This is a genomic window from Microcoleus sp. Pol8_D6 (genome assembly GCF_036700965.1).
Lineage (GTDB): Bacteria > Cyanobacteriota > Cyanobacteriia > Cyanobacteriales > Microcoleaceae > Microcoleus.
The window spans coordinates 125,126-137,791 of sequence record NZ_JAUBPW010000006.1; the positions used below are offsets into that span (position 1 = coordinate 125,126).

General features: G+C 44.1%; 11 protein-coding genes and 1 riboswitch. Of the genes, 7 read left to right on the forward strand and 4 right to left on the reverse strand.

Features of this window, described 5'->3' with window-relative positions:
• The first annotated feature begins 54 nt into the window (after positions 1-54).
• Entirely contained in the window at positions 55-657 is a 603-nt protein-coding gene (locus QUA10_RS04455; protein WP_333081409.1) for a type IV pilin-like G/H family protein, read from the forward strand.
• A gap of 28 nt (positions 658-685) precedes the next feature.
• Here QUA10_RS04455 and QUA10_RS04460 read toward each other — a convergent pair whose 3' ends face one another.
• Positions 686-1,960 (reverse strand): protein kinase domain-containing protein, encoded by a 1,275-nt coding sequence (locus tag QUA10_RS04460; RefSeq protein WP_333081410.1) that lies wholly within the window; start codon positions 1,958-1,960, stop codon positions 686-688.
• A 205-nt stretch (positions 1,961-2,165) separates the two neighbouring features.
• Positions 2,166-4,208 (reverse strand): serine/threonine-protein kinase, encoded by a 2,043-nt coding sequence (locus QUA10_RS04465; RefSeq protein ID WP_333081411.1) that lies wholly within the window; start codon positions 4,206-4,208, stop codon positions 2,166-2,168.
• Positions 4,209-4,342: 134 nt separating this feature from the next.
• A riboswitch (cobalamin riboswitch) is annotated at positions 4,343-4,489 on the forward strand.
• A gap of 22 nt (positions 4,490-4,511) precedes the next feature.
• Between QUA10_RS04465 and QUA10_RS04470 the strand changes: the two genes are divergently transcribed.
• From QUA10_RS04470 to QUA10_RS04490, 5 genes are all read left to right on the forward strand, one after another.
• Positions 4,512-4,922, forward strand: coding sequence for a DUF1636 domain-containing protein (locus tag QUA10_RS04470; RefSeq protein WP_333081412.1), 411 nt, complete (start codon positions 4,512-4,514; stop codon positions 4,920-4,922).
• 368 nt (positions 4,923-5,290) lie between these two features.
• Positions 5,291-6,325, forward strand: a complete 1,035-nt coding sequence (gene cobW, locus QUA10_RS04475; protein ID WP_333081413.1) for a cobalamin biosynthesis protein CobW — start codon at positions 5,291-5,293, stop codon at positions 6,323-6,325.
• A gap of 182 nt (positions 6,326-6,507) precedes the next feature.
• Entirely contained in the window at positions 6,508-7,479 is a 972-nt protein-coding gene (locus tag QUA10_RS04480) for a GTP-binding protein (protein ID WP_333081429.1), read from the forward strand.
• 191 nt (positions 7,480-7,670) lie between these two features.
• Complete coding sequence (locus QUA10_RS04485) at positions 7,671-8,759, forward strand: WD40 repeat domain-containing protein (protein WP_333081414.1); 1,089 nt, start codon at positions 7,671-7,673, stop codon at positions 8,757-8,759.
• Positions 8,760-8,880: 121 nt separating this feature from the next.
• A complete protein-coding gene (locus tag QUA10_RS04490) occupies positions 8,881-9,561 on the forward strand; it encodes a CADD family putative folate metabolism protein (RefSeq protein WP_333081415.1) in 681 nt (226 codons plus the stop codon).
• Positions 9,562-9,775: 214 nt separating this feature from the next.
• Here the strand turns inward: QUA10_RS04490 and QUA10_RS04495 are convergent, their stop codons facing one another.
• Both QUA10_RS04495 and QUA10_RS04500 read right to left on the reverse strand, forming a co-directional pair.
• Positions 9,776-10,615 carry a metal ABC transporter permease gene (locus tag QUA10_RS04495; RefSeq protein WP_333081417.1) on the reverse strand — a complete coding sequence of 280 codons (840 nt, stop codon included), beginning with the start codon at positions 10,613-10,615 and terminating at the stop codon, positions 9,776-9,778.
• A 100-nt stretch (positions 10,616-10,715) separates the two neighbouring features.
• Positions 10,716-11,435 (reverse strand): metal ABC transporter ATP-binding protein, encoded by a 720-nt coding sequence (locus QUA10_RS04500; RefSeq protein WP_333081419.1) that lies wholly within the window; start codon positions 11,433-11,435, stop codon positions 10,716-10,718.
• A 90-nt stretch (positions 11,436-11,525) separates the two neighbouring features.
• Here QUA10_RS04500 and QUA10_RS04505 point away from each other — a divergent pair, with 90 nt between their 5' ends.
• Complete coding sequence (locus tag QUA10_RS04505) at positions 11,526-12,602, forward strand: metal ABC transporter solute-binding protein, Zn/Mn family (protein WP_333086179.1); 1,077 nt, start codon at positions 11,526-11,528, stop codon at positions 12,600-12,602.
• The last annotated feature ends 64 nt before the right edge of the window (positions 12,603-12,666 follow it).

Here is a 12,666-nt window from a genome sequence, read left to right on the forward strand (position 1 = left end):
TTGTAATCTGTAGGGTGCTTGTGGCGCACCCTACAAGCTTGGCAAATTTACTTTATGACAGTTAAAAAAATGTCAGTCAATGTAGCTAAAGCCAGTAAAAAATCGAGATTGTTAGTATCCAGTTTGCTGCCGAGGATTGCAATTTACAGCGCGGTTGTGGCTGGCATCATGGCGTCATTTTACGATTTCAAACTCAATAGGATCGTCCCCCCCCCGTCCCCGGCAACGGCTAAGATGAAATTGTTAGAAGCCAGAGGCTTTATTGCAAGAATCAATAGAGGGCAGCAAGCTTACTATGCAGAATACGGTAAATTTAGCGATTCCATTGCAAAATTGAATTTAGGATTTAAAGAACAGACCAAGAACTATAATTACACTATAGTCTCATCAATGGGCCCGGTTCAAACTAGGCACAATCACCGCGAACCAGCACAATTTGAAAGCGCGATCGCGATCGCCAAACCTACTGATAGGAACCCCGGAAAATCCTACACGGGCGCAGTATTTGCTTACAAAGAAAAGGGTAGCAATCTAATAAAAACTATTAGTGCTATGTGCGAGAGCGATCCGGAGAACGTAAGTTATCCAGAAACTTGGATTCCGCCAACTTTTGACGGCAAAGAAATTGACTGCCAGCCCGGAACAACGTTACGGTGAAGTTAACTGCCAGCCCGGAACAACGAGGTTAAGGTAAAACCTTGAAACTCTTTTGCGTCACTTTTTGACCGTCTAAGTAAAATTGAAACTGCCAATTGCCGGGTTTGTCATCTTTTTGAAAATTGTACCAGCACCAAGTATTTAATCGATCGCCCGTCGTTTTTAAATAAGATTGACTCTGGGCTGCGAATAGTCCTTGAGGGTTGACAACCTTACAATAACTTCTATATTCTCCTTTTGGCAACTTAGTACCACTGACAGCAAAATAGACTTTTTTGTTTTGCCTCAAAGACCAAAAATCTCTAGTTTTTGTCGATTCTAGTTTGTCAGTTAACATCACTTGAGTCTGAGGACTTAACTTTTTTGCGTTGATTACTCGTTTGATATCGACGGCTGTTTTAGGTTCGGGAAATTTCCAGAGCACGGGAATAAAAATAGCAGCAATTGCTGTTAATAATCCGACTGATATCAGTGCGAGTTTTGACTTGTTACGCTGCTGAACTACCTCTAGGGGAATCAAAGCATTGAGGGCAGCATCCGCCGAAAGATAGCGGTGTTTGAAATTAGGTTCCACCATTTTTTGCAGCCAGTCAAGAAATTCTGGAGTTAGCTGCAGCAAGCGATGTTTAAAATTAATCCGCCCGGTATCGTCCATCAAACTGCCAACTTCGGTAGAATTGATGCCGATTAGCAAGCAAATTAGCGTTGCGCCGAGACTGTATAAATCCGATGCAACAGTTAGCTGCCGATTGAACATTTGTTCTGGCGGCATAAAACCCAAAGTGCCTTTAACAACGCTGCTGGCGGCCACTTCTCCCCCGCCGATTCTGGCAAATCCGAAATCGACAAGGCTGACATTCATCCGGTCATTTACTAAAATATTTTCGGGTTTTAAATCTCTGTGGATGACTGGCGGAACCCGATTTTGCAGGTATTTGAGTATTTCTAAAACAGAGATAGCAATTTGCTTGATTTGTTCGGGCTTCCAGTGGTTAGAATTTGCCAAGGAAGGGGCATTTTTGTATTCTTGCACCATGCAGAAACCCGATGCAGTGGGGAAGGAATCTAAATAGCGGGGAATGCTGGGATAGTCGAGTTCTCGCAAAATCTGAATTTCTTGTTCGCACGCTTGATATTGAGCCCAATTAGCGCCTGTTTGGGCAAATTGAAATTGTTTGACAGCGACGGAACGTTTGGTATTAATTTCGGTAGCGAGATAAGTAACTCTACCGCCAGCGCGATTGTGTCCGAGTTCGCGGGTTATTTGATAGCCGTAGTTGGAAAAGTCAGGAAAAGCATTCATAGGTAAATAGTTGATAGTCGATAGTTGATAGTTAGTGGTTGAGAGTTGTGATAGTTAATAGCGAGGTTTTTAAAAGTGGGATTTAAAGCGAACTCTCGAAACAATCTGCCAACAACAGGCAGGAATGCAGACTCTTAATATTTGGTAAGGTTTGTAGTGAGGACTTCAGTCATTGAGGTTGAAAGTCCTTGCTGCGAACAAGTTTTTACGGTTTAATTAAATTTGGTCTGGATTTGCGATAGTTGGCAAGCATTCTTTTTGGTTTAAAAACGATCGAGTCAATTAACGGAATTCCAGTGACGGCTAGAGATGTCATTATCGTTCCTCCTACAACTAATATTTCTCTTGGTTCAACCCATTTTAATTGAAATTCTAAGCTTCTAAATAGTATAAATGCTACTGACAAACTCATACAAAATCCGGCAGTAAGAAAAGCTCTTGTGCTAGCATCTACTTCAAGGATTTGTCGGGCTATCTGCTCGTCAATCAGCTTGTTAAATACCGAACTGACTATCTTGTAAATCAGGGATGCCAGCGCTAGAATCAAGACGAATCTAAAGCTATTAGCATACAATGAAAATGATAAAAGCAGCATAATAACTGCTACTATCGTAATATTTTCGATCGTAACATTCGTAATTATTCCTCCTAGTATTAAGGCTCCAAGTAAAGTTACTGCGAGCGAAACCAGCACTGACCCAGCATACACAAAACTTATTAATTGATTATCGATCGTACCCTTCGCAATATCAAAAACAATACTGGTTAATATGCTGCTAATAAAACCAGAAAAAATCAATCCTATTAACCCTCCACATAAAGCTAGAAACCAATTAAAATCATATTTTTTTGATTGGGCTGTAATGGCGATTTCGGCGACTAAAAATCCCAACAAGCCACTCGTAAAACAGATGGGAAGCAGGATAGTAGTAGTCCCAGAATACAAAAAGATGTCAACCTCCAGATAGGGGTAAGTATAATCAATCAAGGAAAATATCACAACTGTTACCAGCAAACAGCACATAAAAGTTGCTAAGCTCAAACAGAACATAAAAGTCAGCCTGAATACCGACAAAAAATTAGTTTTTTGCGGTACGGGCAGGGATGCTGTTGTGACTGGCAATTCTATTGTATGAGTTTCTGGTTCCGAATTTGCGCGCAAGATGATTTGGCGGTTGTAAGTTTGACTTTCCAGCAATTTGCTCGTATCGACTGCGATTTTGCACTCGATATTATTGCTTTCAAATGCCTGCGGTTCAAAGGAGATCCAAGAGTGGTCGTAGGGCGTGTGGGGCGGATCGTTCGGATGCGGCGCGACTTCCCACCTGCCACAAAGCATTGTATCGGGAATTGGATTGCTAATGGCAATCGTCTGTGTTAAGATTTCTCCATATTCAGTAGCAGTGAATTGAATGCGATTGCGCTCAATTCTCACTTTCGGCAAGCTGCTGACATCCAAAGATTCTAGCGCAGTTAAAGAATCCGCAGCCGATGGATATCTGTCTTGCAATCTTGGCGCTACCATCCTCTCCAACCAATTCATCCAACCCTGCTGCAATGGCGGTACTAAATGCCGGAAATGAATGCCATAATTGGCATCAACTAAATTACCGACATCCGCAGATTTCGTACCAGTTAACAAGCAAATCAGGGTTATCCCCAAGCCGTAAAGATCCGACGCTTTGGTTAATTCTCGGTTGAACATTTGTTCCGGCGGCATGAATCCCATCGTGCCTTTGACAACGCTGCTAGCCGCGATATTTCTACCTCCTAGACGAGCAAAACCGAAGTCTACTAAATAAACATTGAGCTGGTCATCTATTAACAAGTTTTCGGGCTTAATGTCGCGGTGAATTATCGGCGGTTTTTGAGCTTGCAGGTCAACTAAAATATCTAAAGTTGCGATCGCAATTTGTTTGATATCCGGCGGTGAAAAAGTCCGGGCGACTGCAGATTCGGCATTTTTGTATTCCTGCACCATGCAGAAACCGCTGTCAGTCTGGAAAGAATCGAGATAGCGTGGGATGCCAGGACGATCCAGATTTTGCAAAACTTTAATTTCTTGTTCGTAAGCTTCGTATTCGGCCCAGCTAGCACCTAATTGAGCAAATTGAAATTGCTTAATTACAACGGATTTTTTAGTGTTAATTTTTGTGGCGAGATAGGTGACGCGGCCGCCCAGACTGTTGTATCCGAGTTCGCGACTTATTTGATAGCCATGTTGGGAAAAGTCAGGAAAAGCGTTCATAGGTAATTACTATGGTTGGTAGTAAGGACTTTAGTCCTGAAGCAGTTATCTTATAAGGACTAAAGTCCTTACTACGAACAAAACGATCGCTCCTACAAACATAACTTTTTTGAAAAAAGGCGGCAAGTGCGGTATGATGTGATTTCGCGATCGGTTCTAGCGGGGAGCAGTCGCTAGAGGAAACGGGGAAAGTTCGGTGCAAGTCCGACGCTGTCCCGCAACTGTAATGAAACGCTTGTTGTTTCTAAAGTCAGAATGCCCGCCGATATCTAACTCACTTTTGAACGCATCTGCGAGGTACGGATGATGGATGGAATTAACACGGCTGTACGCACAAAGCACAGTCTACTTGTTTGCACTGCTTGCGCTAGTGTTTGGAAAAACGGCAAGCGCGAAGGAAAAAGTGGCGGTCAACTATTCATGGAAAATTTGTCGCAACTCGCTAAAGATTGGGAGTTTTCTGATAAATTTGAGATTCAAGAAGTTGAGTGCATGAGTGCTTGCAGTCACTCTTGTGCGGTGTGTTTTGCGGCAGTTGGAAAGTACACTTATCTGTTTGGTGATTTACCCGCAAATGAGTCAGAAAGCGTGGAGGCGGTACTCGAATGCGCGGGTCAATACTATGCTAAACCTGACGGTTTGTTGCCTTGGTCTGAGCGTCCTCAAGCTCTCAAGAAAGGCGTTTTAGCAAAGATTCCTCCCCTGGCAAATTAGAGCCTTTCTCGTTACCATGCTCTGCCCATTGGTGACAAATTAACGTCAAACCGATCGTCTCTCTTGTTTTTATCGAAATCTAGATCCCCCCTAACCCCCCTTAATAAGGGGGGGACAAGAAATATTCTCAAAGTCTCCCTTCTTAAGAGGGATTTAGGGGGATCTAGACTTCGCCTAAAAGCGACTTTTATTGTAGGTTTCAGTCTTAAGTTGTCACCTACGATCTCTGCCTGGTAACGCATACCCAGAGGCTCTGCGTCGTCTTAAAAGCGCTCCTTTATTCCAGCGAGGCAGAGCCTCTAGATTAGCATTCCCAGGCTCTGCCTGGGAACGAGATATCCCACCATCAAATAAGCACAAAATTATCAATGCACAAAATTCCTGTTACTGTCATCACTGGTTTTCTCGGTAGCGGCAAAACTACCTTAATTCGCCACTTATTGCAAAATAATCAAGGTCGCCGCATTGCTGTTCTGGTTAACGAATTTGGCGAAATCGGAATTGATGGAGAACTGCTGCGCGATTGCCAAGTTTGCGACGAAGAAGAAAATGTCAGCAGCAATATTGTTGAACTAACAAATGGTTGTCTTTGCTGCACTGTTCAAGAGGAATTCTTGCCGACTATGCAGGAATTGTTGAAGCGCAGACAACAAATTGATTGTATTTTAATTGAGACTTCTGGCCTCGCACTTCCTAAACCTTTGATTCAAGCTTTTCGCTGGCCGGAAATTCGCACGGGTGCTACAGTAGATGGTGTTGTTGCTGTTGTCGATTGTGAAGCTATTGCTAGCGGTTCTTTCGTCGGTGATATCGATGCTTTGATGGCACAGCGACAAGCTGATTCTAGTTTAGATCACGAAACTCCGATCGAGGAATTGTTTGAAGACCAGTTAGCCTGTGCCGATATGGTACTTTTAACGAAGGTCGATCGCGTAGATGCGGAAACTCACAAGAAAGTCCAAAGCTGGTTGCAGCAAGAGTTACGTCCGAGTGTGAAAATTGTACCCTGCAAAGGTGGCGAAATTAACCCTGATGTGCTCATGGGATTTAATGCCGCGGTTGAGGATGATTTGGAGTCTCGCCCCAGTCACCACGACACTGAAGAGGAACATGAACATGATGATGATATTAACTCGACTTACTTTATTGCCGATCGTGAATTTGAACCTGAAGCATTGGTGAAAAAACTGCAATCCTTGATGCAGCAGGAGGAAATCTATCGGATTAAAGGGTTTGTGGCGGTTCCCAAGAAACCGATGAGGATGGTGTTGCAAGGTGTGGGCTCGCGGATAGAATATTTTTACGATCGTCCTTGGCAACCTTCCGAACTCCGGCAAACCAAATTAGTGTTGATCGGTCGAGAGTTAGAGCGCGATCTAATTGCAGCTATGATTAACAACTAATTGTCATTTGAGAGGGGCGGGTTGATGGATATTTTGAATTGCAGCAAATATTATTGGCAAAACTCGCTCCTCCAAGCTCTCACGAACAATTAATTAACATTATTTAATATTGTGACCACTGCCAGCAAGTCTGGTGTAAAATAGCGATAATGGTTATCATTGTACAAAAATCGAGGTCAAGTATGGTGACTGCTGGGGCGATCGAATCAGTTCCTGTTACCGTTCTCACGGGTTATCTGGGTGCAGGCAAAACTACGCTACTGAACCGCATTTTAACACAGGAACACGGCAAAAAAGTTGCAGTCATCGTCAACGAATTTGGCGAAGTAGGCATCGACAACCAACTGATAATTGATGCCGACGAAGAAATTTTTGAGATGAACAACGGCTGCATTTGCTGTACAGTCCGAGGCGATTTAATTCGGATTATCGGTAACTTGATGAAGCGGCGAGACAAATTCGACCACATAGTCATCGAAACCACAGGTTTAGCCGACCCCGCACCCGTAATTCAAACATTTTTTGTAGACGAAGATATGCGAGACAAATTGCTGCTAGATGCAGTTGTCACGGTAGTCGATGCCAAGCACATCTGGCAGCACTGGGACGCAGACGAAGCTCAAGAACAAATTGCTTTCGCTGATGTAGTTTTAGTCAACAAAACTGATTTAGTGACTGACGAAGAATTGGCAGAATTAGAAAAGCGAATTCGCGCCATGAATGCAATGGTCAAAATTTACCGTACCCGCAACGCTGAATTAGCAATGGATGCTTTGTTGGGCGTCAAAGCATTTGATTTGAACCGGGCATTAGAAATAGAACCAGACTTTTTGGGCGAACACACTCACGAACACGACGAAAGTGTTACCTCAGTAGCCATAGTAGAATCCGGCGCCATTGATCGCAACAAATTTAGCGATTGGATGGAGGAATTGTTGCGAACTCAAGGCCCGAATATATTTCGGACAAAAGGCATTTTGAATGTCGCCAGAGACAACCAGCGATTTGTTTTCCAAGGAGTACATATGGTGTTTGATGGCCGACCAGATAGACCTTGGAAAGCTACAGAAACTCCGAAAAACGAACTCGTATTCATTGGTCGCGACTTAAACGAAAATCAATTGCGAGAGGATTTTCGGAAATGTCTGGTTTAACTGGCATATTGAAGCATTTTTAATCAGCCTTTTAGGAACAGGCTTTCCGGCCTGTTCCACAAGAATAAAATTCATCTTTTGTGGAAGGGAACAGGCTTTCCGGCCTGTTCCGCAAGAATAAAATTCATCTCTTGTGGAACGGGCATCTTCCCCGTTCTTAAGAAGAGTGCAACATCTCAGATTCAATAAATATGGGTAACAAAAAGACAAATAAAAGTGAACGAAACCTGCAATTTCATGCTAAAGAAATGCTGTCTGACTACGTAACTGCTGTTACTTGGTCGCCGGACGGCGAAACTTTAGCCGTCTGTTCCGCTGCGGGCGAAGTGATGCTGGCGAAAGTAGGGGCAGTTAATGAATTGTCCTTGCAAAGGCTACAAACTTCCACGGGTAAATCAGCCGATTGCTTGTCTTTTTCCCGCGACAGTCAATTCCTAGCTGCTGGCGGACAAGATGGAAAAGTGCGAATTTGGCGCGTTAATTCTGGGGAATTAATTGCTGATTTGGACAACCAGCGTGTCTGGGTTGATAAGTTAGCTTGGAGTCCCAACTGCAACCAGTTAGCTTTCAGTATGGGGCGCTACGTTCAAGTCTGGAATGTTGAGGATAATGTTGTTGAAGTAACGCTGAATTTCGAGTCATCATCTATCCTCGATTTAGCATGGCATCCGATGGTTCAATATCTGGCAGTTAGCGGCTATCAAGGCGTCAAAGTTTGGCATGGCGAAGACTGGGACGAAGACCCGGAAATTTTATCAGTACCCTCTGCAACAGGTGCAATTGCTTGGTCGCCACAAGGAGAATATTTAGCTTGTGGCAATAGGGACAATACTCTCATTGTTAATGAATGGGGCAATTTTGAACCGTGGGTAATGCAGGGTTTTCCGGGGAAAGTTCGGGAGTTAGCTTGGTCGGATAAAAATAATTCTTTGGGTGCGCCTTTGTTAGCTGCTTCGAGTTCTCAAGGCATTTCTGTCTGGGAAAGAGATGCTGATGAAAGAGTCGGTTGGGATTCTTGGGCGTTAGAGGTGCATGAAAATGTGGTAAATGCGATCGCCTTTCAACCTAGCACATTTTTATTAGCTTCCGCAGCGGCAGACGGTCAAGTTTGTTTGTGGTATGAAGCAGAACAATTGCTGCAAATTCTAGAAGGTGCAGAGGGCGGTTTTTCCTGTCTGGCATGGCATCCCGAAGGCCAGTTTCTCGCCGCTGGCGGCTGTGGAGGTGAATTGCTGGTTTGGTCACAATCTATGGACAGCAAAGGGTGCGGAGGGCCCTAAGTTCGCATAACGGGCGCACCAGTTTGACCAAAAGATAAAAATTGAAAACTTGGTCTTGACAAAATGCTAGATTACAATACCATTTTAGTGGCTGCACTATCCTCAAAGGCGATCGACAATTATGACCCAACAGCAATTTCTCGAACAACTCAACACTATTCTCGACCAAAACCACTTGCTGAAACACCCGTTCTACCAAATGTGGAATGAAGGTAAACTCGACCTCGTAATGCTGCAAGAGTACGCCAAAGAATATTATCTGCAAGTCCACAACTTCCCCACTTATGTCAGCGCTACGCACGCCGCCTGTGACGACATCAAAATTCGTCAAATGCTCCTCGAAAACCTGATAGAAGAAGAGAGAGGCGCTGCTAATCACCCTGAACTGTGGCTGCGCTTTGCCGAAGGTTTGGGTTTAAACAGAAATGCAGTTATCGATCACGAACACTTAGAAAAAACCAGCGAATCCGTTCGCATTCTCAAAGACTTAGCGCGCAGCGAATCGCCTGTCACAGGTTTAGCAGCCCTTTACGCTTACGAAGCGCAAATCCCCGAAGTTTCTACCACCAAAATCGCTGGTTTGAAGGAATTTTACGGCATCGATTCCGAAGCTGCTTTGTCTTTCTTTAAAGTCCACGAAAAAGCCGACGAGTTCCACTCGGAAGCTACCCGCGAAGCGCTGTTAGAACTTTGCCAAACTGAAGAAGCAAAACAGGAAGCGCTGTTAGCAACTGAGAAAGCAACTTTTGCTATCAACTTATTGCTTGACGGCGTTTACGAAGCTTATTGTCAAGCTAAGTAAGCTTTACTGCATTTAAATTGCATATTTGGAGCGGGCTAGAAGCCCACCCCACAAGAGTCTAAAGAGTCTAATTATTTTTTTAGATGCAATTTAAATGCTGATTAGCTTAACCGTAAAAAACGCATAATTTGTAGGGCGGGTTAGCCTAGTGATTGGGGCGATCGCCAACAATCTCACAACAAAACCCGCCCTTCCTCACTAACCATTTCGGTACTCATTCTCCTCTCTTTCTTGTCAAAATTCCTTGACTGGGACTGAACAATAAAGCTAGTAAAAATAACCCAAAAATAACTAATACAATTGCCGCCCCAGACGGCATATTAAAATAATAGCTGAGATACATACCACTCACGCTAGCTGTAATCCCAAGAATTGCTCCTAATCCCATCATTAAATGTAGCTCTTTTACTAACAAATACGCCGTTATTCCCGGTCCGATTAAGAGCGAAATTACTAACAGCGCTCCCACAGTTTGCAAACTCGCAACAATCGTCAGCGTAATCGCCGAAATCATCCCGAAATAAATCCAGTTTACAGGCAAACCGCACGCTTGCGCCCCCAGAGGGTCAAAAGTATAAAATAGCAGTTCTTTATAAAACATTTTAACCGTCGCCAAAATAATCAAAGTAATGACAAAAGTCTGCTGCACGTCAGCAGGCGCAACTGACAAGATATTCCCGAACAGAAACCCGTCTAAGTCTAATTTTGTTGTCCGCAATAAGCTAATCAAGGTGACGCTAATCGCTAAAAATGTAGATAAAATTAAGGCCATGACTGCATCAATTTTTAGGCGCGATTGCGATTGAATCCACGCCATAATCACGGCGCTGATAATTCCTGATATAAACGCGCCGATCGAAATGTTGAAACCTAAAGAAAAAGCCACCGGCAATCCTGCTAATACTGAATGGGCTATCATGTCAACCATCATTCCCATTTGTTGTACAATTAAGTAGGAGCCAACCACGGCACAGAGAATTCCTAGCAAAATGCCGACGGCGATCGCATTTCGCATGAACTCGAATTTTAGTGGCTCAATTAGTAGGTTTAGCATTGAATTACTTACGTCAATAATCTTATTATTTTAAACGCAGATATAAAATTATTATCTGCGTTAATTTGCGTTAATCTGCGGTTGAAAATATTTATTATGCTCAAGCAGCAACTAAACTTAAATCGTATCCATAGGCTTTTTGAATATTGGCTGCGGTGAGCACTTCCCGGCAGGTACCACTTGCAATTAACTGCTTATTTAGCAATAATAAATTGTCGTACTGTTTTAAAGTTTCGCCTAAATCGTGGCTGATTACTAGCAATGTTTTATTTTCTGCTTTTAGTTCGGCAAAAATATCGAAAATAATTTCTTCGGTGGCTTTGTCGATCGCGTTAAAAGGTTCGTCGAAGAAGAATAAATCGGCTTGTTGGGCGATCGACCTTGCTAAGAAAATCCGCTGCTGCTGCCCGCCAGACAGTTCGCCAATTTGCCGATCGCGCAAATCCCACATTCCCACCCGCAGTAAAGCAGCTTTCACCAATTCTTGCGACTGCTTTGAGGGACTCCGAAACCAACCAGTCTGGACGGTTCGTGCCATCATTACCGCATTCCACACCGTAATCGGATAATCCCAGTCAATTTGCGATCGCTGCGGCACATAAGCCACCCGCGACAACTGTTGCTTCAGCAGCCGTCCCTGATATTTCACCAAACCCCGACAGGCGGGGATCAATCCCAGCATCGCTTTCACCATCGTGCTTTTCCCCGCGCCGTTGGGGCCGAACACACCGGTTAATTGTCCGGGATCTAACTGGAAATTCACGCTGTTGAGGGCCGCAATTCCGCGATAATTGACAGCCAAGTCTTGCACTTCTAGCATAATTAGAGATTTTGAGAACGATTCTTGTTCGTAGCTACTACAATAGGATAACTCGAAAAAGCAATAATGATTATCGTTCCAAAGGTGAAAATGTTAAAGAACTTGGCTGGAAAAACCCGCAGATTGTGGGGTACGGCTGTTTTGGCAATTGGTTGCGGAGTGGTTGCGTGCAGTGGAGCACAGAACGCAAGTAATGGAGTGCCAGAGAGTCCCGCCGCGACTCAAACTCCAGCCAGTCGGGTGGCCAACTTGCCAAAAGTCGTCGCCACGACAGGCGTTATCTGCGACTTAACTAAAGAAATCGCTCAAAGTTCGATCGACACCACCTGTCTAATCAAGCCGGGAGACGACCCTCACGCCTATCAAACCAAGCCGGAAGACCGCAAAGCGATTGAAACAGCAAATCTGATTTTATACGGCGGCTACAACCACGAACCCAGCATCATTAAGTTAATTGAATCTAGCAGTAATTCCGCGCCCAAAATCGCCGTCCACGAACTCGCCGTTCCCAAACCGCTGATGGGCAAAGACGAGCACGAACACGGCGAAGAGAAAGCGGAAAACCAATCTCATGCAGAAGGCGAACAAGTCCCTGACCCTCACGTTTGGCATAACCCTCAAAATGGCATCCGTATGGTAGAAACTATTCGCGATGAATTGATCAAAGTTGCCCCCAGCAATGCTCAAATTTATACAAAAAATGCAGCAAGCTTAACAGATAAGTTGCAAAAAATAGATACTTGGATCAAAGCTCAAATTGCGACTATTCCAGCCCAAAAACGGAAGTTAGTAACAACTCACGATGCTTTGAGTTACTATGCCGATGCTTACGGTTTGGAGATGGCTGGAGCTTTGCAGGGTGTGACAACAGAGGAACAGCCCACTGCAGCAAGAATTGCGGAATTGTCCTCAGAAATTAAGGCCGCAGGAGTGCCGACAATTTTTGCAGAAACTACAACTAATCCGAAGTTGATGGAGACTGTGGCGAGGGAGGCAAATGTAAAAATTTGGGACAAAGAACTTTACAGCGACGAGTTGGGCGGCCCGGGCACGGGTGCTGATACATATCAGGGAATGCTGAAAACTAATACTTGCGCGATTATTTCTGGCCTCGGCGGTAATTGTACTTCCTTTGCCGGAGAAACTGCACCAACTCCCAAAACATAGAATTTTCTAAAGTTCGCCTACTACCAAGCACCTTACATTTTCTGGGTACGCAGCAAAATGCAGC

What these genes read in the sequence shown, in the direction of transcription:
- QUA10_RS04455 (WP_333081409.1), top strand. Translation starts at nt 55, where the DNA reads ATGACAGTTAAAAAAATGTCAGTCAATGTAGCTAAAGCCAGTAAAAAA.
- QUA10_RS04460 (WP_333081410.1), bottom strand. Translation starts at nt 1,960, where the DNA reads ATGAATGCTTTTCCTGACTTTTCCAACTACGGCTATCAAATAACCCGC.
- QUA10_RS04465 (WP_333081411.1), bottom strand. Translation starts at nt 4,208, where the DNA reads ATGAACGCTTTTCCTGACTTTTCCCAACATGGCTATCAAATAAGTCGC.
- QUA10_RS04470 (WP_333081412.1), top strand. Translation starts at nt 4,512, where the DNA reads ATGATGGATGGAATTAACACGGCTGTACGCACAAAGCACAGTCTACTT.
- cobW (WP_333081413.1), top strand. Translation starts at nt 5,291, where the DNA reads ATGCACAAAATTCCTGTTACTGTCATCACTGGTTTTCTCGGTAGCGGC.
- QUA10_RS04480 (WP_333081429.1), top strand. Translation starts at nt 6,508, where the DNA reads ATGGTGACTGCTGGGGCGATCGAATCAGTTCCTGTTACCGTTCTCACG.
- QUA10_RS04485 (WP_333081414.1), top strand. Translation starts at nt 7,671, where the DNA reads ATGGGTAACAAAAAGACAAATAAAAGTGAACGAAACCTGCAATTTCAT.
- QUA10_RS04490 (WP_333081415.1), top strand. Translation starts at nt 8,881, where the DNA reads ATGACCCAACAGCAATTTCTCGAACAACTCAACACTATTCTCGACCAA.
- QUA10_RS04495 (WP_333081417.1), bottom strand. Translation starts at nt 10,615, where the DNA reads ATGCTAAACCTACTAATTGAGCCACTAAAATTCGAGTTCATGCGAAAT.
- QUA10_RS04500 (WP_333081419.1), bottom strand. Translation starts at nt 11,435, where the DNA reads ATGCTAGAAGTGCAAGACTTGGCTGTCAATTATCGCGGAATTGCGGCC.
- QUA10_RS04505 (WP_333086179.1), top strand. Translation starts at nt 11,526, where the DNA reads ATGTTAAAGAACTTGGCTGGAAAAACCCGCAGATTGTGGGGTACGGCT.